The following is a 20,353-nucleotide window of genomic DNA, read 5'->3' as shown; positions in this document are numbered from 1 at the left end:
ATAGTCTGTTGTGAACCACGAGACTGTTGAGAAAGCACGGCGCCATGGCTGGATGAAGGCCGTCCTCCTGGCTTTACTCGCAGTCCTCGTCCTCGGAACCGGCGCCGTGCTTGTCCCGCGGGACGCCGGAAGCCTGCAAGCGGCGCCGTCTTCCGAAATTGCCCGGGCCGAAGCGCTCTCCTCGGCCGAGGCGCTCCTGGGCAGCGCATCACTCCTGGAGGGTACGACGCCGGGCGGCGCCCCTGCAGGTGAAGCCTCCGGCGGCAACGGTATTTCGGACACTGTGATGTTGCTGACAAGGCAGGCACAGGCGCTCCTGCCTTCCAGCACTCCGGAGTCGAACACCCCAGCGGCTTCCCCGAGCCCCGGCGCCACCCAGGACCGGCCAACGCGGGCCGGCTTCGTGTCGGCGCTCTCCTCGAGCGCCTCCCGCCGCTTGGCGGACGCCGTGAACGCCGACGGCGGGATGGCACGGCTGCTTGCCGCCGTCGGGACCGCCCAGTTGCTTGAATCAACGCGGCTGGCCGCTACATGGGGGTTGCCGGCACCGGCAACACCGGCATCCGAGAGTACCGCCCCGACACCGCCTCCGAGCTGCCCTGCCTCGACGGGTACGTCGACGGCGGCACCGACATCCGGTACGGCACCCGCCAAGGCCGACCTGCCCGCTGCCCTTGCTGCCGTGGTCAGCTCCGAACAGGAGTCGATCTACGCGTACCAAGTGGCCCTCACCAAGCTCGACGCAAAGGCTTCCGCGACAGCAGCGACCTGGTTGGGCCGCCATCAGGAGCTGCTCCGGGGAGCGGAGGCCCAAGGCCGTCTGCATTGCATCGCCACACCTCCGCTGGAGGCCGGCTATCGCCTGCCTGCCAGTTTCGCCGCCAAACCCGCACTGGCGCTGGGAAGCATGGAGTCCAGCTCGTTGACCGCCTACGCCGACCTCGTGGCGCTCTCAGAGGGGCAAACGCGCCAATGGGCGATCGACGGCCTTGTCGACGCCGCCAAACGCAGCCAAGCCTGGGGAGCCCCGGTTGGCCCCTTCGCCGGACTTGCGATCGACAACGCGGCGCTCCCGCCGCTGCCGTCCCCGGCTCCGTCGAGGTAGGAAAGCCTTTCTTTGCTGGCGGCGGCACTTTCCAAGTGCTTGGCTTGTAGCATGGCTTCCATCGAAACTGCAGCCCTGCACGAGAACGAACCACACGCCAACGACCTCGCCCACCGGCTCAACTGGCTCCGGGCAGGCGTTCTTGGCGCCAATGACGGAATCGTCTCCGTTGCCGCCATCGTGGTGGGCGTCGCCGGCGCCACCACGAGCACCGGCGCCATCCTCACCGCCGGAGCTGCCGGACTCGTCGGTGGCGCCGTGTCCATGGCACTAGGTGAATACGTGTCCGTCAGCAGTCAAAGTGACAGCCAAAAGGCGCTCATCGAAAAGGAACGCCGGGAGCTGGCCGAGCAACCCGAAGAAGAGCTGGCCGAACTGACTGCGATCTACGAGGCCAAGGGCCTGCGGCCTGAAACCGCGCGGAAAGTGGCCGCGGAACTGACGGAACACGACGCTTTGGCCGCCCACCTTTCCGCCGAATTGAACATCGACGAGGACGACATCGTCAGCCCGTGGCACGCGGCCTTCGCCTCCGCCATTGCTTTCACCCTCGGCGCCATCCTGCCCATGCTCGCGATCCTGCTCCCGCCCCCGGGGCTGCGCGTGCCGCTGACCTTCATTTCCGTGCTGCTCGCGCTCGCCATCACCGGGGCCATAGGAGCATGGATCGGCGGCAGCTCGAAGAGACGTGCCGCCGTGCGGGTCGTCATCGGCGGAGCCCTTGCGCTGGCTGCGACGTTCTTGATCGGAAGCCTCCTGGGCTCCTCCGGAGTGGTCTAAACAACTCAGGGACCGGCTTGGGTAGGCTGACAGTGATGTCTACCTTCGTTTCCATCCCTGGCGACCTCCAGGCACGCTACTCGCGCACACCGCAGGGGCGTGCGTGGCTCTCAGGGCTGCCCGGGCTGATCGATGCCAGCCTGGAACGCTGGCAGCTGTCCGTTGACCTCGAGCCCGGAGCGGAACCATGGAACGGCCACGGCGGCATCGTCATTCCGGTCCGCTACAACGGCACCCCCTCGGTACTCAAGATAGCGTTCCCGCACGAGGAGGCGCTCGTTGAACGGCATGCGCTGGCCCTGTGGGGCGGTTCCGGGGCCGTAAGGCTGCTCGAGGCCGACGCCGCCTCCTGCGCGATGCTCCTGGAGCGGCTCGACGCGCTCAGCTGGCTGCAGGCCGCCCCGATGGACGAAGCACGCGACGTCTGGGGGTCGCTCATGAAGGAACTCGGAATCGAACCGGACGACCGGCCCGAGTGGAAAGGGTTTGAGCACATAGCTGCACGTGCCGAGCGCTGGAGCGATGAGTTGCCTGCCGAGTGGGAGCACCTGGGCCAGCCCTTCCCCCGGTGGCTCCTCGAAGCCGCGCTGGAGGTGTGCCAAACCCGCGGCGCTGTTGGGCGGCGCGCAGGCAAGGACGTCCTGGTGCATTGCGACCTGCATTTCATGAACATCCTCCCCCGCCTCAATGGTGGGAGTACCCTCGACGGCACCGGGGCCACCGGAAACCGCGGATACGTGGCGATCGATCCGCAGCCGATGATCGGGGAGGCGGAATTCGCCGTTGCCCCGATTTTGTGGAACCGTATCCGCGATCTCTCCAGGACCGCCCCGGAAGTCGCACTCCTGGAGCGCTGCGCGGATTTCAGCAGCGCGGCCGGCCTGGACGGCGAAGCGGCCCGGGAATGGAGCCTGGTCCGCGAGGTCGACAACGCTCTCTGGTATGCCGGAAAACCACGCCATGAAGGCGATCTTGCGCGCTCCTTGTGGGTGGCCAGCACCCTCGCAGGACGGCCCTTGGACGGGCTGCCCGCCGCGCATGATCTGCCCGAACCAGGACTGGCCGGGTCCAATTAGCCTTAGACGCCGTTGCCTTCAAACGCCGTTGCCTTCAGAAACTCCTGCTCAGGCGGTAGCCTCCAGCGCATCTTTGATGGCCTGTACTGCAATATCCAGGTCTGCCGGATCCGTTGACCAGTTGGTCACCGAAACACGCAGGATGTCCCTGCCTTGCCAGCGCGAGCCGGACATCCAGACCCTCCCGTCAGCCATGATGAATTCGGTCACGGCACGGGTCCTCCCGTCCGAACCGAAGGCCAGGGACAACTGCGTGAACACCACGTCGTTGAGGACTTCCACGCCACGCACTTCGGCGAGCCGCCGGGCCAGTTCCGCGGCACACTCCACGCGTCCTTCGACAAGCTTCCGCACGCCGTCGCCACCCAGGGAGCGCAAGGCCGCCCACACTGGCACTCCGCGGGCGCGGCGGGACAACTCGGGTACTTTTTCCATGGGGTCGGCGGGGCCGTGGTCGTCCTGCATGAGGTATTCGGCGTGCATGCCGATGGCCGATCGCAGGGCGGCAACGTCACGAACCGCCACGATTCCGGCGTCGTAAGGGACGTTGAGGGTCTTGTGGGCATCGGTTCCCCACGAATCGGCCAGTTCGACGCCCTCCACCAGATGCCGCAGTCCCGGCACAGCTGCTGCCCACAAGCCGAACGCCCCATCAACGTGGACCCATGCTCCGTGGTCCTTGGCAGCCGCAATCGCCTCGACGAAAGGATCGAAGGCCCCGGAATGCAGGTTCCCGGCCTGGAGGCACACGATTGCCGGACCTGAACCGGCTTCCAGCGCGGCCCGCAGGGCGGCGGGATCGATTCTTCCTTCCTTGTCTGCTCCTATGACTTCGGGTGCCCCGAGCCCGAGGAAGCGCAGTGCCATGTCCAGGCTCTCGTGCCGCTCGGCTCCGACGAGGACACGCAGTTTCGGCGCTCCCCGGAGTCCGTCGGCGTTGACGTCCCAGCCGACGTCGGCCAGCCGGCGCCACCGTGCCGCCGCCAGGGCCGTGAAGTTGGCCATGCTGGCGCCCGTCGCGAATCCGACGTCGGAGCCGTCGGGGAGGCCGAGCAGCTCAAGGAGCCACTGCCCGGCAGCCTCCTCGATCCCGGCCGTGGCGGGTGTGGCGAAGCGCAGGCCGGAGTTCTGGTCCCATGCGGAAACCATCCAGTCCGCAGCCATGCCCGCAGGCACCGTTCCGCCGATGACCCAACCGAAGAAGCGGCCCGATTGCATGGCCATCAGCCCGGGCTCGGCGTGTTCGGCGAGGAAATCGATGACTTCGGCCGGATCCAGTCCGGTGGCCGGCAAGGGACCGCCAAAGACTGCCGTGACGTCATCGGCCGGCGTGCTCGGCCGTACCGGCCGCCTGGGCAAGGCCTTCAACCACTCCCGGGAGTGTTCCCATGCACGTTCGAGTGCCCGCTCATAATCGCCGGAGTCGACCCACATGAGTGCATGCTACGCCCGCGGCTTCGCACCGGCCATGTCCGGCCCGCTACTTCGCGAAGTCGTCGTTCCAGACGTCCATGCCGAGTTTGACGATCAACGCGCCAACCACGATCAGGAAGACAATCCGCACGAAGCCGCTACCTTGCTTCACGGCGGTCCGGGCGCCCAGGTAGCCTCCGGCCATGTTGGACAAGCCCAGGACGGCACCGACACCCCACAGCAGCGATCCGTGCGGCAGGAAGAACAACAGTGCGCCGGCGTTCGTGGCCATATTGACGATCTTCGCCTTGGCGCTGGCCTCAAGGAAGGCATAGCCCATGGCCGAGACCAGGGCGATCACCAGGAACGAGCCTGTTCCCGGACCTATCAGCCCGTCGTAGAACCCGATCACCGCACCTATCGCGCAGGCCACGACGTAGTGCGTGTGGCCGTCATGACGAAGGGCGGTCAACTCGCCTGCGTTGGGCCGCAGCGCGGTGAAGAGCGCGACGGCGATGAGCGCCACCACGATGATGGGTTTGAAGACGCTGGAGGGAAGGTTGGCAGCCAGGAGGGCTCCGCCGAAACTGCCTGCGAGGGCAATCACCGCCATGGGTATGGCCGTCTTGAGGTCAGGGCCGACCCTGCGGTAGTAGGTGACGGCACTGGTCGTTGTCCCGAAGATGGAGCCCATTTTGTTGGTGGCCAACGCCTGGACCGGGGTAATCCCGGGAACCAGGAGCAAGGCGGGAAGCTGGATCAGTCCCCCGCCGCCCACCACGGCGTCTATCCAGCCGGCTGCGAATCCAGCCACCACGATCATGATGAGCGTGGTGAGCTGGACCGACTCGAAGCCGGAGATCACTTCTGGCGTGCGGCGTTGACCACGTAATCGGCGGCCTTCTCGACGGCCACGTTTTCGGCCTCGCCGGTGCGGCGGTCCTTGATCTCCACCACGCCGTCCACCAAGCCGCGGCCGACCGCCACGATGGTCGGCACGCCCACCAGCTCGGCGTCACCGAACTTCACGCCCGGGGAAACCTTGGGGCGGTCGTCGTAGATCACGTCGAGGCCGGCGGCCTCGAGTTCGGCGCAGAGCTTTTCTGCCGCGGCGAAGATTTCCTCGCCACGTCCGACGGCGACCACGTGGACGTCCGCGGGAGCCACGGAACGCGGCCAGATCAACCCGCGGTCATCGTTGTTGGCCTCGGCCAGGGCAGCCACAGCACGCGTCACGCCGACACCATATGAGCCCATGGTGACCACAACCTGCTTGCCGTTCTGGTCAAGGACCTTCAGGTCGAGGGCCTCGGCGTATTTGCGGCCGAGTTGGAAGATGTGGCCCATTTCGATGCCGCGCGCAGTTTCCAGGGGACCGGAGCCGTCCGGTGCTTCGTCTCCCGCGCGGACCTCGGTGCATTCAATAACGCCATCCCAAGCGAAGTCGCGGCCGGCTACGAGGCCGAACACGTGATTGCCCTCCTCGTTCGCCCCGGTGACCCAGCTGCTGCCCGAGACAACCCGGGGGTCAACCAGGAAGAGCAACTTGGAGGTGCCTTCGAGCCCGAGCACGGCTTCGCCGGGGACGAGTCCGGGGCCGATGTAGCCCTTGACGAGCTCCGGGATTTTCTTGAGGTCTTCCTCGTTGGCCGCTTCCAGTCCGATCTCTCCGGAAATAGGCAGGAAGGAGCCGATGTTGGCCTCGACGCGCTTAAGGTCCACGGCACGGTCGCCTGGAACGCCGATCACCACGATCTGGCGCTCGCCCGTGGGCAGCGTGACGGCGAGGACCACGTTCTTGAGCGTGTCGGCAGCAGTCCAGGCGCCGCCGTCGGAATCGCTGCGGGGAGCGAGCTGGTTGGCAGCGGCGACGAGGGTTTCGATGGTGGGCGTGTCCGGGGTGTCCAGGACGCGTGCGGCAGGCGCGTTGCTGAAGTCGATCTCGGCCGGAACCACGGTGGTTACGGCTTCGACGTTGGCCGCGTAGCCGCCTGCCGATCGCACGAAGGTGTCCTCGCCGATCTCGGTGGGGTGCAGGAACTCCTCGCTCTTGGATCCACCCATGGCGCCTGCCGTGGCGGCGACGGGGATGACCTCAAGGCCAAGGCGTTCGAAAATTTTCAGGTAGGCGGCGCGGTGGGCGGCGTAGCTCGCGTCCAGGCCGGCGTCGTCGACGTCGAAGGAGTAGGAATCCTTCATGATGAATTCGCGGCCGCGGAGGAGGCCTGCCCGGGGGCGTGCTTCGTCGCGGTATTTGTTCTGGATCTGGTACAGGCTCAGCGGCAGGTCCTTGTACGAGGAGTACAGGTCCTTGACCAGGAGGGTGAACATTTCCTCGTGGGTCGGGGCCAGAAGGTAATCGGCACCCTTGCGGTCCTGCAGGCGGAACAGCCCCTCGCCGTATTCGGTCCAGCGGTTGGTGGCCTCGTAGGGTTCCCGGGGCAGCAGCGCCGGGAAATGGACTTCCTGGGCGCCGATCGCGGCCATTTCCTCGCGGATGATCTGCTCGACCTTGCGCAAGACGCTCAATCCCAGAGGCAGCCACGTGTAGATGCCCGGTGCGGCGCGGCGGATATAGCCCGCGCGGACCAGGAGTTTGTGGCTTGCGACTTCGGCGTCGACGGGATCTTCACGCAGGGTGCGCAGGAACAGCTGGGAGAGGCGAAGGACCACGGGGCAGAATCCGTTTCTATGGCAAGAGCTGGCAAATACTACTGCCTACCAATCTACCGGCTTGTGGGCGGGGAACCTGCCTGGGAACCTGCCTGGCCCCTCCCCAGCCTCCTCCCGAAGGCAGCCGGCCCCCAACGAAGAGGAGCCACGCCATGGTCCTTGGAAGCCCCTGGCCGCTGGGCGGCTGGTCATCCTGCCATGGCGTGGCTCAGCGGCCGCTCGGCCGCAGGCGTTGTCTTGGAGGCTTAGCCAGACTTGTCGACTGCCATCGAAAGATCAACACTTACAGTCATTTGTCTGTGTTTCCTCTCTGAAACCATCCGCGCCCCAGCGACACGGCTGATCCGAACATATGTGATTACAGACACTTTTTTCAAGGGCTTGGACTAATCAATTATTCATTGACGCCAGCGTGTGCAAGGCCTACCTTTTATTCATCACCTGATGAATAAAATCTCTCCGGAGGCGACAATGACCAACAGTGCATCAGGAAGCATCACCCCCGGCATACCCCCGGCGGTCGCGGCGGCCGGCCTGCACGTCACCCGCGGCCGCAAGAAGATCCTGCGCGGCTTGGATTTCGCCATGGAGCCGGGCCGCATCACGGGCCTTTTGGGACCCTCCGGGAGCGGGAAGACAACCCTCATGCGCTGCATCGTAGGGGTCCAGCGACTCACGGCCGGCACCATGGAAGTATTGGGACGTCCGGCGGGTACGCCGTCCTTGCGGCACGACGTCGGATATGTCACCCAGGCACCGAGCGTCTACACGGACCTCAGCGTCGAAGCGAACGTCAGGTATTTCGGAGCCATGCACGGCGCCTCGGAGGCCGACACCGCGGAGGCGATTGCCGCCGTCGGGCTCGAAGCGTTGGCACGGCAAAGGACCTCGGACCTTTCCGGTGGCGAATTCAGCCGGGTCTCGCTGGCCTGCGCGCTCGTCTCGCATCCGAAGCTGCTGGTCCTCGACGAACCGACGGTTGGCTTGGACCCGGTACTGCGTGCCGAACTGTGGGAACGGTTCGCCGCGATGGCCGCATCGGGAACCACCCTGCTCGTGTCCAGCCATGTCATGGAAGAGGCCTCACACTGTGCCTCCCTGCTCCTGCTCCGCGACGGACTTCTGCTGGCCCAGCTCAGTCCGGCGGAACTCAGCGAGCGGGGACACAGCAACGACCTGGAGCAGGCATTCCTGCACGTCATCCAGGAAACGGGCGCCGCCTCGAACCGCCGGGCTGCCGATGAAAGCCAGGTGGCGTCATGAATCCCAGGATGATGATTGCCACCACCCGGCGGGTTTTGGAACAGCTGCGGCACGACCATCGCAGCGTCGCCCTCATCATGGTGGTTCCCGCCCTGCTCCTCACCGGCGTCTACTATCTCTTCGAGAACGAAACCCTGCCTCCCGGATTCCCCCGGACCTTTGACCGCGTGGGACTCGTGATGCTGGCGATCTTCCCGTTTGTGGTGATGTTCCTGGTCACGTCGATCACGATGTTGCGCGAAAGGACGTCGGGAACGTTGGAACGGCTCCTGACGACGCCCATCCACAAAGCCGATCTCCTGTTCGGCTACGCCTTGGCGTTCTCCATCATGGCTGCCCTGCAATCGCTTGTGGCCACGGCGGTTGCCTACTGGATCTTCAACCTGGATATCAGGGGCGGCCCGGGCTACGTCGTGATGATCGCCGTCATCAACGCAGTGCTTGGTGTCGCGCTCGGCCTCTTGTGCTCAGCCTTTGCCCGGACCGAATTCCAGGCGGTCCAGTTCATGCCGGTAGTGGTGATACCGCAGATCCTGTTGTGCGGACTGTTCGTGGCCAGGGACCACATGAACGGCCTCCTGGAAAGCATTTCCAACGTGCTGCCGCTGACTTTTTCGGTCGACGCGCTCCAGCAGATCGCCAACAACTCCGAGGCGACGCAGCTCATGTGGCAGGATGCCGGGATCATGGCGGCGATCGTGGTGGGAGTTCTGGTGCTGGCCTCGTTCACCCTCCGACGGCGGACGGCATGAGCGGCGCCTTGCCTCCCCAGCGGCGGGGACGCCGCAGCGGCGGGGGTGACTCCCGCGAACTGATCCTGGCCACAGCGCGCCGGCTCTTCGCCGAGCACGGTTTCGAGGGCACGAGCCTGCGGCAGGTGGCCCGCGAAGCCGAGGTCGACCCTGCCATGGTCCACCACTTCTTCAAGGGAAAGGACCAACTCTTTGCCCAGAGCATCGAGCTCCCGGCCGATCCCAACGAGGTCCTTGCCGGCGTCGAATCGTTGGAGCCGTCGCAACGCTCAGAGGCAATCGTCCGCGCCGTGGTGCGCCTGTGGGAAGGCCCTGCGCAACACGGGCTGGTCGCGTTCGTCAGGGGAACGATCGGTTCCAAGGCCAAGACCGCCCTGTTGCGCGAAATGGTGGCGAGGACCATCCTCTCCAGGATCACGGCGGGGCTTCCTGGCTCCCCCGAGGAAACAAGGATGCGCGGCAATCTCATCGCCACGCAGATGGTGGGGCTCATGCTGATGCGTTACGTGGTCCGGCTCGAACCGCTGGCTTCGGCCTCCCAGGACGAGGTGGTCCGGCTCGTGGCCCCCAATGTCCAGCACTACCTCACCGGCGAGCTCACTCCCCCTGGCTAGCCCGCACTATACAGGACCGTGACTAGTACAGGACCGTGGCTAGTAAAGGACTGTGGCGAACGTACCGAGGCGCTGGAATCCGACCCGCTCGTAGGTGGCCCGTGCCCTGGTGTTGTACTCATTGACGTAAAGGCTCGTAATCGGCGCGAACTGCTGGGCCAGGACTACCACTCCCGCCATGTACCCGGCGCTGAGCCCTTGGCCGCGGAACTCAGGGTTCATCCAGACACCCTGCACCTGGGTTGCCTGTGCCGTGACAGCCCCGAGTTCCGCTTTGAACTTCACGGTCCCGCCGGCGTCGATGTGCACCAAGGAATGGCCCTGCCGGATCAGTCCGGCCACCCTGCGGCTGTAGAAGTCCTCGCTCCCGAGAAAGGGCGAATAACCCACTTCCTCTTCGAACATGGCGGCGCAGGCGGGCAGGATCCGCTCGAAGTCCGTGATTTTCCCGAAGCCGAGCTGCGGATTGGCTTCGATGGCAGGTGGGCCCGAGATGGCCAGGAGGGGCTGCTCAGCACGTACCTCGTGGGCGAAATGACCAAACTGCTCCAAGCGGGAATGCAATGCCAGCACGGTCTCCGCGGGCCCGAAGATCGAGGCGTAGCGCCGGCCCGCGCGGTGGGCCGCCACGGCCACGCGGGAAGCCAGTCCGGGGTCCAGCTGCACCGGAACCAGGTTGGCACCGGCCCAGCAGGCACCCACCAGGGCGTCGCCGTCGAACACTCCAAAGACGCTCGCGCCCCCGGAAGTGGGTGCGGCGCTCCCCGACGAATCCAGGTGCGCCAGAATGAAGACGTTCGCTACCGGGTCTTCCATCGCGAGCACGCGAAGGGCCGGGGTGTCGGCAGCGCCGAGCACCCGGACGGTGACACCGTCCGGGCCGGTCCCCTCTTGGCTACGAGACGCTAACCACGGGGCTACCCTTGACAGCATCTTCGCCATCGGCCTCCCCCATCTCTTCAGCGATACGCATGGCCTCTTCGATCAGTGTCTCAACAATTTGGCTCTCGGGGACAGTCTTAATGACTTCCCCCTTCACGAAGATCTGGCCCTTGCCGTTTCCGGAGGCCACACCGAGATCGGCTTCACGTGCCTCACCGGGGCCGTTCACCACACAACCCATGACGGCGACGCGCAGCGGAATTTCCATTCCCTCAAGCCCGGCCGTGACCTGCTCTGCCAGCGTGTAGACGTCCACCTGGGCGCGTCCGCATGAAGGGCAGGAGACGATTTCGAGCTTGCGGGGGCGCAGGTTGAGGGACTGCAGGATCTGGTTGCCTACCTTGACTTCCTCAACAGGCGGCGCGGAAAGGGACACGCGGATGGTGTCGCCGATGCCCCGGGACAGCAACGCTCCAAACGCCGTTGCGGACTTGATGGTGCCTTGGAAGGCGGGTCCGGCCTCGGTCACGCCAAGGTGCAGGGGCCAGTCACCCTTTTCGGCAAGCATCTCGTAGGCCGCCACCATGATGACGGGGTCGTTGTGCTTGACGGAGATCTTGAAATCGTGGAAGCCGTGTTCCTCGAACAGCGAAGCTTCCCACACCGCCGACTCGACGAGGGCTTCGGGGGTGGCTTTGCCGTACTTCTTGAGGATGCCGGGCTCCAGGGATCCGGCGTTGACGCCGATCCTGATGGAGGTGCCGTGGTCCTTGGCGGCCTTGGCGATTTCCTTCACCTGGTCATCGAACTTGCGGATGTTGCCCGGGTTGACACGCACGGCGGCGCAACCGGCCTCGATCGCGGCGAAGACATACTTCGGCTGGAAGTGGATGTCTGCGATCACGGGAATCTGGGACTTACGGGCAATGATCGGCAGTGCCTCGGCGTCGTCCGCGGAAGGGCACGCGACACGCACGATGTCACAGCCGGACGCCGTCAGCTCGGCGATCTGCTGCAGGGTGGCGTTGATGTCCGTAGTGGGGGTGGTGGTCATCGATTGCACGCTGATGGGTGAATCGGAGCCTACGCCGACCGAACCCACCTTGATCTGGCGGGTCTTGCGACGGGGCGCAAGAACGGGGGGCGGGGCTGACGGCATTCCCAGGCTGACCGAGGTCACGTGGACTCCTTGGGTTGAAATGGGTGGATCGTAGGGCCGGGATCTGGACCCGGCCGGTCATGCTGCTAGGAAGCGTGGGCGGCGAGCACACCGATCACGGGGTTCCACTCCGACGTCCGGATACCTGCAATCCCTTGGACGGCAGCGAAGGGGTCCTCCTTCAGCGTGGCGTTCAGCTCAGTCTCGTCGGCGGCCTTGAGCAGCAGCAGCGCACCCGCGCCGTCGGTGTAAGGTCCACTGGCCAGCAGGGTGCCCTTCTCGGCAAGGCTGGCGAGCCAATCCCGGTGCGCAGGGCGGTTCGCGTCGCGCACCTCGGCGGACTCGGCGTCGTACACGTACTCAACAGCGAAAACAGTCATACCGATAGCCTATCCCCCCGGAACAATTCGAAGCCCGGATCCATGCGGATCAGCCGAAGAGGTTGACGGGCTTGACGATGTCCGCGTAGATAAGCAGCGCGCTCATGGCCATGAGGATGCTCGCCACGACGTACGTGAGCGGCAGGAGCTTCGCGATGTCGAAAGCACCCGGGTCCGGCTTGCCGAACAGCTTGGCGATTCGACGCCGGGCCCCTTCGTAGAGCGCGCCCGCCACATGTCCGCCGTCTAGGGGCAGGAGCGGAACCAGGTTGAAGACGGCGAGCGCGAAGTTCAGTCCGGCGAGGAGCCCGACGAGGGCACCGATGCGCGATTGCAGCGGAACCTGATCCATGGCAGCCACTTCGCCCGCCACCCGGCCCACGCCGACGACGCTGATGGGTCCGTTGGGGTCGCGGGGCTCGGAGCCGAAAGCCGCTTGCGCCACGCCGACTACCCTGGCGGGCAGGTTGAGGATGACTCCGGCGATTTGCTTGATGTTCTCTCCGGCCATGGGAAGGACGGTCGACGCCGGTTGGGGCACCATGGCGGTCTGCGCACCGATGCCGAGGAACCCGACTTCCTCATACAACGGTTTACCGTCCGCGCCCTTGGCCTGCTGGCCGTTGTCGCCGATGACCGGGCGTGCGGAAAGTACCGGGGTTACTTGCGTGGTGACGCTCTTGCCGCCACGGTCCACGGTGATTTGCACGGCCTTACCGGCCGATGCCCGGATCCAGCTGCTCATCTCGGCCCAGCTCGTCACCGGCTTGCCGTCGAAGCTGGTGACAACATCGTTCGGCTGGAGTTTGGCTACTGCGGCAGGCGTCAGTTGGCAGTTGGGCGAGTTGGGATCGACGGTCTCGCCTGCTTTGACCTGGCACTTGGACACCTCGGCAATGGTGGTGGTGGCGGTCGACACCCCGAAACCCATCAGGAGCACCGCGGTCAGCACCAGGCCGATGAGCAGGTTCATGGCCGGGCCGCCCAGCATGATGATGACCTTTTTCCAGACCGGCAGCCTGTAGAAGACCCTGTTCTCGTCGCCGGGGCCGACTTCCTCGTGCGCCGCGGACCGGGCCTCGGTGGCAAGGGTCTGGAACATGCCGGTGCTGGACGGCCTGACGCTGCCATCTTCCGGGTTGGGCGGGTACATGCCGATCATTGCTACGTAGCCGCCCAGCGGGATGGCCTTGACGCCGTATTCGGTCTCGCCTCTCCGCTTGGACCACAGGGTTGGGCCGAAACCGATCATGTATTTCGTGACGCGCACGTTGAACAGCTTGGCGGGAAGCAAGTGCCCCACCTCGTGCAGCGCAATGGAGACGGCCACGCCGATCGCGACGAAGACGACTCCGAGAATGAACAAAATGACGGGATTCATGCCTTAAGTACTGCTTCCTAAAGGGTGCTGTTGGCTAAACGATCGTGGGTGCGCGTGCGTGCCCACCTCTCAGCATCCAGCACGGACTCCACCGTCAGCTCCGAGGATCCTGAATGTTCGCTGAGGACGGATTCCACCGTGTCCACAATGTCGGTGAACCGGATCCGGCCGGCATGGAAGGCCTCCACCGCTTCCTCGTTGGCGGCGTTGAACACGGCCGGGAAAGTGCTCCCCTGCTTCGCGGCGTCCTTGGCCAGCTCCACGGCCGGGAAGGCTGCCGAGTCAAGTGGCTCGAACGTCCAACTGGTGGCCTGGGTCCAGTCGCAGGGCTTCGCGGCGCCGGGCACGCGCTCCGGCCACCCGAGTCCCAGGGCGATCGGGAGCCGCATGTCCGGCGGAGAGGCCTGGGCAATGATGGATCCGTCCACGAACTCCACCATGGAGTGCACCACCGATTGCGGGTGCACCACGACGTCGATTCTGTCCAAGGGGACGTCGAACAGCAGGTGTGCTTCGATGACTTCCAGGCCCTTGTTGACCAGGCTGGCCGAGTTGGTAGTGACCATCAGGCCCATATCCCAAGTGGGGTGGGCAAGCGCTTCGGCCGGGGTGACGTCCCGGAGTTGCTCGCGGCTGCGGCCCCGGAAGGGTCCGCCGGACGCCGTGAGGATGAGTTTCTCGACCTCGTTGTCGGTTCCCGCGCGGAGGCATTGTGCGATGGCCGAGTGCTCGGAATCCACGGGCACGATCTGGTCAACGGCCGCAGCGGCCTTCACCAATGCACCGCCCACGATCAGAGATTCCTTGTTCGCCAAGGCCAGGGTGGCGCCGGACTTGAGGGCTGCCAGCGTCGGCGCCAGCCCGATGGACCCCGTGATGCCGTTGAGGACGACGTCCGCTTCGATCGCGGCAATCTTGGTGGACGCGTCCGCCCCCGCAATGATCGCCGGATCGTAGTTCCGGAGCCCGGCGGCGGAAGCAGCAACGCCGATGAGTTTCTGCAGTTCATGTGGATCGCCGTAGGCGATGCCGACTGCCTGGGCCTTGGTGTGGACGGCCTGCTGCGCGATGAGTTCGAGGTTCCCGCCGCCCGCGCTCAACGCCACGACCTCGAAGAGATGGGGGGCGGCGTCGACGACGTCAATCGCTTGTGTGCCGATGGACCCGGTGGACCCGAGGAGGATGATCTTGCGCGGCTGCATTGCTTAAGTATCCCGCACCCCAGGCGTAGCGTTGGTTTGTGGACTGGGTCTCGTGGTTCGAGGCGCCGGACTATGAATTCGCCCGGCAGGTGCTCCAGCGCGGCACGGCCGCGCTCTATTTCATCGCGTTCCTGTCCAGCCTCAACCAGTTTCCCGCGCTCCTTGGCGAACACGGGCTCCTGCCTGTCCCGAGATACGTGGCTGTTCACAGGGTCCTGCGCCGGCCCAGCCTCTTTCGCTGGAAGTATTCGGACAACTTCCTACGGGCCGTATGCGGCGTCGGCATCGCCATTTCCCTCGCGCTGGTTGGCGGGCTGCCGCAACTCGGCCCGCCTTGGGTCCCGATGCTGGCGTACTTGGCGCTCTGGTTGCTCTATATGTCCATCGTCAACGTCGGCCAGACCTTCTACGGTTTCGGCTGGGAGATGCTGCTGCTGGAGATGGGCTTCACTGTGGCGTTCCTCGGCTCGGAGCAGACTCCCCCGCCCAAGACCATCCTCGTCCTTCTCGTGTGGCTGCTTTTCAGGCTGGAATTCGGCGCGGGCATGATCAAGATCCATGGCGGACATGAATGGCGTGATTTAACCGCCCTGTACTACCACCACGAGACGCAGCCCATGCCCGGTCCCCTGAGCCGCCAGGCACATCTCTTGCCCAAAGCGATGCACCGCATGGAAGTGCTCGGCAACCACTTTGCGCAGCTTGTGGTGCCGTTCTTCCTGTTCGCACCGCAGCCACTGGCCACCATTGCCGCAGGCATCGTGGTCTTCACGCAGCTTTGGCTGGTGGGGAGCGGAAACTTCGCGTGGCTCAATTGGTCTGCGATCGTGCTTGCCTTCGCTGCGGTGAGCGACCCGGTAGCCCACGCTGTGCTGCCCTTCATACCGCAACAACCGAGCCGGCCCGCGCCGCAGACCCCGGTGTGGTGGCTCGCCGCCGTACTCGCAGTGACCGTGCTCCTCGTAGTACTCAGCTATTGGCCCATCCGCAACCTGCTCTCGCGGGAGCAGCTCATGAACGCCAGCTTCAACCGATGGCAGTTGGTCAACACCTATGGGGCGTTCGGCACGGTGACCCGGCACCGCGTGGAAATCGTCGTGGAAGGCACCAAGGCCGAGGTTCCCGTCGATGAGGCGGATTGGCGAGAATACGGCTTCAAGGGCAAGCCCGGCGACGTCCGCCGGCTGCCCCGCCAGTGGGCACCGTACCACCTGCGCCTCGACTGGCTGATGTGGTTCCTGCCCTTGCGCACGGTGCACGAGGAGTGGTTCTACGCGTTCCTTGGCAAACTGCTCGTCGCCGATCCGCCCATGTTGCGATTATTGCGGCACGACCCGTTCGACGGCGAACAGCCGAGTTGGGTGCGTGCGCGCAGCTTCCTCTATCGCTTCGCCACGCGGTCCGAGTTCCGCGAAACGGGTCAACGCTGGATCCGCATGGAGCTCTACGAGGTCATCGCCCCGTTGTCACTGCCGAAGTCGCGACGGCAGGACAAATAGGCAGGACAAATAGGCCGGCCGGAGCGCCCCTTCAGGAAAGCCGGGCCCTGCGCAGCGTTGATTCGGCGTGTTTCAGGATGGGTCCGTCCACCATCCGGCCCTTGTGCTGGAACACCCCGGTTCCAGCCGCGGCCGCGGCTTCAAGCAGTTCCCGGGCCCCTGCGACGGCTTCGGGCGACGGTGCGTAGGCTTCGCGGATAACGGCAACCTGGTTCGGATGGATGCAGGCCTTCGCGCCGAATCCGCTGGCTACGGCATCGGCGGATTCCACGGCCAGCCCGGCAAGGTCGGGAATGTCGACGTAGACCGAGTCGATGGCTTCCTTCCCGGCGGCCTTCGCCGCCAACAGCACAGTGGATCGGGCGTGCATCGCGACGGCCCGGTAGCTGCCGTCGTCCTTGCGGCTTGAGGTGCCGCCCATGGAGGCGATCAGGTCCTCGGCGCCCCACATGAGCCCGATGACGTTGGGCGCCTCGGCGATCTCACCCGCGTTGACGATCCCTTGGGCCGTCTCGCACAAGGCGATGACGTGGTATCCCTCAAGTGCTTTCAGCTGGTCGCCGGTCTCTGCCTTGGCCAGCATGACGGTGCGGTAAGGGGTGTGGGCAAGGCAGTGGAGGTCCTTCTCGAAGTCCGGGGTGCCCACCGGATTGACGCGCACGATCGTGCGGCTGGGGTCGAGTTCGACCGTCTCGCCGCCCGAGCCGAGCTGGGCGAGGATGGCGCCCCTGGCCAGCTTCTTGTCGGCGGGCGCCACCGCGTCCTCGAGGTCGAGGATGACGGCATCGGAACGCTCAGCGGCCTTTTGGTACCGTTCCGGGCGGTCGGCGGGGCAGAAAAGCAGGGCGGGGCCCATCGTGAAGGTCATGTATTGATTGTCCCTTGTTGCGCCTCGAGATGCGCAGTCCGGCTCCACATGAGGCATGCCCGCGTGGCCAGCGCCACAACCGTGCCGTCCTGGTTGCGGCCGGTGTGCTGCATGGTCACGACGCCCTGACCTGGACGTGAGGACGACTCCCGTTTCCCGGTAATGACAGTCTCCGTGTAGAGGGTGTCACCGTGGTACAGCGGGTGCGGAAAGGAGACGTCGGTGAGCCCCAGCTGGGCAATGATGGTGCCTTGGGTCAGCTGCGTGACGGACTGTCCCACCATGGTTGACAAGGTGAACATCGAGTTCATGAGCCTCTGCCCGAAGGGCTGTTTGGCGCTCCACGCCGCGTCCAGGTGGAGTGCCTGGGTGTTCATGGTCAGCGTGGTGAACAGGACGTTGTCCGCTTCGGTGACGGTGCGCCCGGGCCGGTGGGCGTAGACGACGCCTTCCTCGAGTTCCTCGAAGTACAGACCGCGCTGCTCGACAATTCGGCGTTCAGAGATGTGGCGTTCAGCTGTCCCGGGCTGTCCGGCGTCCGCGGTCATACAGTCAACTCCTGGTCCTCTTCGAAGAGTTCGACGCCGGTCGCGGCCGCCACGTCCTCGGCCGTCACGTTGGGTGCCAGCTCCCTGAGGACGAGCCTGGACTCGCCGCCTTCTGAGACGACGTCGATCACGGCGAGGTCGGTGATGATCCGGTCAACGCAGGCTTTCCCTGTCACGGGCAAGGAGCATTCCTTGACGATCTTGGGCCTGCCGTTGCGGTCCACGTGCTCCATCATGACGATCACCCGCTTGGCGCCGAAGACCAGATCCATGGCGCCGCCCATGCCCTTGACCATCTTGCCCGGGACCATCCAGTTGGCCAGGTCGCCATTGGCGGCGACCTCCATTGCACCCAGCACGGCCACGTCCACGTGGCCGCCGCGGATCATGCCGAAGGACGTTGCCGAATCGAAGAATGCGGCGCCCGCGTTGACGGTGACCGTTTCCTTGCCGGCATTGATCAGGTCGGGGTCCACGGCGTCCTCGGCCGGATAGGGGCCGACGCCCAGGATCCCGTTCTCTGAATGCAGGATCACCTCGACCCCGTCGGGGATGTAGTTGGGAATCAGGGTGGGCATCCCGATCCCGAGGTTGACGTACTGCCCGTTGCTGAGTTCGCGGGCTACGCGGGCGGCCAGTTCGTTCCGCGTCCAGCCTTTGCCCTCGTGGTGCTCGGCGCCGGCGCGGCGGTACTCGTGCCTGACCGTCTCGGGACGCGGCGGCACGTCCTGGGTGATGTTCGATTCCATGGCTACGCTCCTGCCAGCTCGGTGGTGCCCGCGGCTTCGGTGGGACGGGTAGGGGCTGCCTGGGTGAGCGCTACGGTCCGCTTTTCGATGCGCTTCTCCGTATCCGGCGCCACCACGACCCGTTGGACGAAGATCCCCGGAGTGTGGATGTGTTGCGGATCGAGTTCGCCGGGTTCCACGAGCTCTTCGACCTCGGCGATGGTGATCCGGGCGGCCATGGCGCACAAAGGGTTGAAGTTCATTGCCGTCGCACGGAACACAAGGTTCCCGTGGCGGTCGCCCTTCCAGGCGTGGACCAGTCCGAAATCGGGCGTCAGCGATTCCTCCAGGACGTAGTCCGCCCCGTTGAAGGTGCGAACTTCCTTGGGTGCGGACGCGATCGCCACGTTGCCGTCGGCGTCGTACTTTTGCGGAAGGCCGCCTTCGGAGACCTGTGTCCCGACGCCTGCCGCCGTAAAGAACGCGGGGATCCCGGCACCTCCGGCGCGCAGCTTCTCGGCCAGGGTTCCTTGCGGTGTGAGTACCACTTCGAGTTCACCCGCAAGGTACTGCCGCGCGAACTCCTTGTTCTCACCCACATAGGAACTGATGGTCCGGCGGATCCGCCCGTCCCTCAGCAGGATGCCCAGGCCCCAGTCGTCCACGCCGCAGTTGTTGCTGACTGTTTCGAGGTCCTTGGTGCCTTGATCGTGGAGCGCATCGATCAGCGCCACCGGGATACCGCACAAGCCGAACCCCCCGACGGCGAGAGAAGCGCCGTCGTGGATGTCTTTCACCGCTTCCGCGGCGCTGGCAACAACTTTGTCGATCATCGTTCACCTTCCCTGACGGTTAAAGGCCCAGCTCGCGGGCGATGAGCATCAACTGGACCTCGGTGGTGCCTTCCCCGACTTCCAGGATCTTGGAGTCGCGGTAGTGCCGTGCCACCGTGAATTCATTGATGAATCCATAGCCACCGAACACCTGGGTGGCGTCCCGCGCGTTGTCCATGGCTGCCTCGCCTGCGACCATCTTAGCGATGGCCGCTTCGGTCTTGAACGGCTTGCCGGCCAGCATCCTCGCGGCGGCGTCGTAGTAGGCCAGGCGCGCCGTGTGGGCGCGTGCCTGCATGCGGGCGATCTTGAACTGGATGGCCTGGTACTTTCCGATGTTCTGTCCAAAGGCCATGCGTTCCTTGGCGTATTTCACGGACAAGTCGACGCAGCCCTGGGCCGCACCGGTGGCTAGCGCGGCGATGGCGATCCGGCCTTCGTCCAGGATGGACAGAAAGTTGGCGTATCCGCGTCCCCGGACGCCGAGCAGGTTCTCTTCAGGCACGCGGACGTTCTTCAGAGTGAGCGGGTGGGTGTCTGAAGCGTTCCAACCCACCTTGTTGTAGGCCTTTTCCGCAGTGAAGCCCGGCGTGTCTGTCGGAACCAGGATGGTGGAGATTTCCTTCTTGATGCTTCCGTCGTGGCGTTCATGCTGCCCGGTGACGGCAGTGACGGTCACGAGCCGCGTGATGTCGGTTCCGGAGTTGGTGATGAACTCCTTGTTGCCGTTGATGACCCAGTTTTTCGCGTCTCCGACGTCCTCGAGGCGGGCGTTCGTCTTGGTCCCTCCGGCGTCGGAGCCGGCTTCCGGCTCGGTCAGCCCGAAGCCTGCGAGCGCCTCGGCCGAGGTCAGCTGGGGCAACCAGTGTTCCTTTTGCGCCTGCGTGCCGAAGCGGTACACCGGCATGGCGCCGAGCGAGACACCCGCTTCGAGGGTAATCGCCACGGACTGGTCCACCCTGCCCAACTGTTCGAGCGCGAGGGCGAGCGCGAAGTAGTCTCCGCCCATGCCGCCGAATTCTTCGGGGAAAGGCAGGCCGAAGAGGCCCATCTCGCCCATCTGCTTGACCACCTCGTACGGGAAGCTGTGCTCCTCGTCGTGCTTGGTGGACACGGGAGCCACTACCTCGTCGGCGAATTCCCGGACGGAATCGCTCAGGTCCTGGTATTCCTCGGTGAGTTCGAAACTTGCCATGG

Annotated in this window: 20 protein-coding genes; 7 read left to right on the top strand and 13 right to left on the bottom strand. The window is 65.2% G+C overall.

Annotated features, from left to right (window positions below; translation table 11 throughout):
* Nucleotides 1–10 precede the first annotated feature (10 nt).
* From J2S96_RS11340 to J2S96_RS11330, 3 genes are read left to right on the top strand one after another with little or no spacing between them, the layout of a single operon-like run.
* On the top strand, nucleotides 11–1,105 hold the full coding sequence (locus J2S96_RS11340; RefSeq protein WP_306863137.1) for a DUF4439 domain-containing protein: 1,095 nt from the start codon (nucleotides 11–13) through the stop codon (nucleotides 1,103–1,105).
* Between the two features lie 51 nt (nucleotides 1,106–1,156).
* Nucleotides 1,157–1,885 carry a VIT1/CCC1 transporter family protein gene (locus J2S96_RS11335; protein ID WP_306863135.1) on the top strand — a complete coding sequence of 243 codons (729 nt, stop codon included), beginning with the start codon at nucleotides 1,157–1,159 and terminating at the stop codon, nucleotides 1,883–1,885.
* 35 nt (nucleotides 1,886–1,920) lie between these two features.
* Nucleotides 1,921–2,961 carry an aminoglycoside phosphotransferase family protein gene (locus tag J2S96_RS11330; protein WP_306863132.1) on the top strand — a complete coding sequence of 347 codons (1,041 nt, stop codon included), beginning with the start codon at nucleotides 1,921–1,923 and terminating at the stop codon, nucleotides 2,959–2,961.
* Nucleotides 2,962–3,009: 48 nt separating this feature from the next.
* On the opposite strand, the gene J2S96_RS11325 is transcribed toward J2S96_RS11330, so the two are convergent.
* The 3 genes from J2S96_RS11325 to J2S96_RS11315 are packed head-to-tail and all read right to left on the bottom strand — an operon-like array spanning nucleotide 3,010 to nucleotide 7,047.
* A complete protein-coding gene (locus tag J2S96_RS11325; RefSeq protein ID WP_306863129.1) occupies nucleotides 3,010–4,395 on the bottom strand; it encodes a pyridoxal phosphate-dependent decarboxylase family protein in 1,386 nt (461 codons plus the stop codon).
* Nucleotides 4,396–4,441: 46 nt separating this feature from the next.
* A complete protein-coding gene (locus J2S96_RS11320; protein WP_306863126.1) occupies nucleotides 4,442–5,239 on the bottom strand; it encodes a sulfite exporter TauE/SafE family protein in 798 nt (265 codons plus the stop codon).
* Nucleotides 5,236–7,047, bottom strand: a complete 1,812-nt coding sequence (locus J2S96_RS11315) for a proline--tRNA ligase (RefSeq protein WP_306863123.1) — start codon at nucleotides 7,045–7,047, stop codon at nucleotides 5,236–5,238. The genes J2S96_RS11320 and J2S96_RS11315 overlap by 4 nt, the downstream gene beginning before the upstream one ends.
* A 471-nt stretch (nucleotides 7,048–7,518) precedes the next feature.
* Between J2S96_RS11315 and J2S96_RS11310 the strand changes: the two genes are divergently transcribed.
* From J2S96_RS11310 to J2S96_RS11300, 3 genes are read left to right on the top strand one after another with little or no spacing between them, the layout of a single operon-like run.
* Nucleotides 7,519–8,310, top strand: coding sequence for an ABC transporter ATP-binding protein (locus tag J2S96_RS11310; RefSeq protein ID WP_306863118.1), 792 nt, complete (start codon nucleotides 7,519–7,521; stop codon nucleotides 8,308–8,310).
* Nucleotides 8,311–8,318: 8 nt separating this feature from the next.
* Nucleotides 8,319–9,062, top strand: coding sequence for an ABC transporter permease (locus J2S96_RS11305; RefSeq protein ID WP_306863411.1), 744 nt, complete (start codon nucleotides 8,319–8,321; stop codon nucleotides 9,060–9,062).
* Nucleotides 9,059–9,676 (top strand): TetR/AcrR family transcriptional regulator, encoded by a 618-nt coding sequence (locus tag J2S96_RS11300; RefSeq protein WP_306863116.1) that lies wholly within the window; start codon nucleotides 9,059–9,061, stop codon nucleotides 9,674–9,676. Before J2S96_RS11305 ends, J2S96_RS11300 begins: the two co-directional genes overlap by 4 nt.
* Before the next feature lie 39 nt (nucleotides 9,677–9,715).
* Here the strand turns inward: J2S96_RS11300 and J2S96_RS11295 are convergent, their stop codons facing one another.
* The 5 genes from J2S96_RS11295 to dxr form a co-directional block, all read right to left on the bottom strand.
* Nucleotides 9,716–10,609 (bottom strand): GNAT family N-acetyltransferase, encoded by an 894-nt coding sequence (locus tag J2S96_RS11295; protein WP_306863409.1) that lies wholly within the window; start codon nucleotides 10,607–10,609, stop codon nucleotides 9,716–9,718.
* A complete protein-coding gene (gene ispG / locus J2S96_RS11290) occupies nucleotides 10,572–11,738 on the bottom strand; it encodes a flavodoxin-dependent (E)-4-hydroxy-3-methylbut-2-enyl-diphosphate synthase (protein ID WP_306863114.1) in 1,167 nt (388 codons plus the stop codon). The genes J2S96_RS11295 and ispG overlap by 38 nt, the downstream gene beginning before the upstream one ends.
* Nucleotides 11,739–11,803: 65 nt before the next feature.
* A complete protein-coding gene (locus tag J2S96_RS11285) occupies nucleotides 11,804–12,097 on the bottom strand; it encodes a YciI family protein (RefSeq protein ID WP_306863111.1) in 294 nt (97 codons plus the stop codon).
* Nucleotides 12,098–12,146: 49 nt separating this feature from the next.
* Nucleotides 12,147–13,478: a M50 family metallopeptidase gene (locus J2S96_RS11280; protein ID WP_306863108.1), complete on the bottom strand. Its 1,332-nt coding sequence runs from the start codon at nucleotides 13,476–13,478 to the stop codon at nucleotides 12,147–12,149.
* A gap of 17 nt (nucleotides 13,479–13,495) precedes the next feature.
* Nucleotides 13,496–14,680 (bottom strand): 1-deoxy-D-xylulose-5-phosphate reductoisomerase, encoded by a 1,185-nt coding sequence (gene dxr / locus J2S96_RS11275; RefSeq protein WP_306863105.1) that lies wholly within the window; start codon nucleotides 14,678–14,680, stop codon nucleotides 13,496–13,498.
* Nucleotides 14,681–14,718: 38 nt separating this feature from the next.
* On the opposite strand from dxr, the gene J2S96_RS11270 reads away from it, so the two are divergent.
* Complete coding sequence (locus J2S96_RS11270) at nucleotides 14,719–16,179, top strand: lipase maturation factor family protein (protein WP_306863102.1); 1,461 nt, start codon at nucleotides 14,719–14,721, stop codon at nucleotides 16,177–16,179.
* Between the two features lie 31 nt (nucleotides 16,180–16,210).
* Here J2S96_RS11270 and J2S96_RS11265 read toward each other — a convergent pair whose 3' ends face one another.
* The 5 genes from J2S96_RS11265 to J2S96_RS11245 are packed head-to-tail and all read right to left on the bottom strand — an operon-like array spanning nucleotide 16,211 to nucleotide 20,351.
* Nucleotides 16,211–17,047 carry an HpcH/HpaI aldolase/citrate lyase family protein gene (locus J2S96_RS11265; protein ID WP_306863099.1) on the bottom strand — a complete coding sequence of 279 codons (837 nt, stop codon included), beginning with the start codon at nucleotides 17,045–17,047 and terminating at the stop codon, nucleotides 16,211–16,213.
* Nucleotides 17,044–17,595, bottom strand: coding sequence for a MaoC family dehydratase (locus J2S96_RS11260; RefSeq protein WP_306863096.1), 552 nt, complete (start codon nucleotides 17,593–17,595; stop codon nucleotides 17,044–17,046). Before J2S96_RS11260 ends, J2S96_RS11265 begins: the two co-directional genes overlap by 4 nt.
* Complete coding sequence (locus J2S96_RS11255; RefSeq protein ID WP_306863093.1) at nucleotides 17,592–18,344, bottom strand: CoA transferase subunit B; 753 nt, start codon at nucleotides 18,342–18,344, stop codon at nucleotides 17,592–17,594. The genes J2S96_RS11260 and J2S96_RS11255 overlap by 4 nt, the downstream gene beginning before the upstream one ends.
* A 2-nt stretch (nucleotides 18,345–18,346) precedes the next feature.
* Nucleotides 18,347–19,156 (bottom strand): CoA transferase subunit A, encoded by an 810-nt coding sequence (locus J2S96_RS11250; RefSeq protein WP_306863091.1) that lies wholly within the window; start codon nucleotides 19,154–19,156, stop codon nucleotides 18,347–18,349.
* Between the two features lie 19 nt (nucleotides 19,157–19,175).
* Nucleotides 19,176–20,351 (bottom strand): acyl-CoA dehydrogenase family protein, encoded by a 1,176-nt coding sequence (locus J2S96_RS11245; RefSeq protein WP_306863090.1) that lies wholly within the window; start codon nucleotides 20,349–20,351, stop codon nucleotides 19,176–19,178.
* Between the last annotated feature and the right edge of the window lie 2 nt (nucleotides 20,352–20,353).

The organism is Arthrobacter bambusae (assembly GCF_030812595.1).
GTDB lineage: Bacteria > Actinomycetota > Actinomycetes > Actinomycetales > Micrococcaceae > Arthrobacter > Arthrobacter bambusae_B.
The sequence above is the reverse complement of the archived record's forward strand: the minus strand, read 5'-3'. Positions and strand labels throughout refer to the sequence as shown.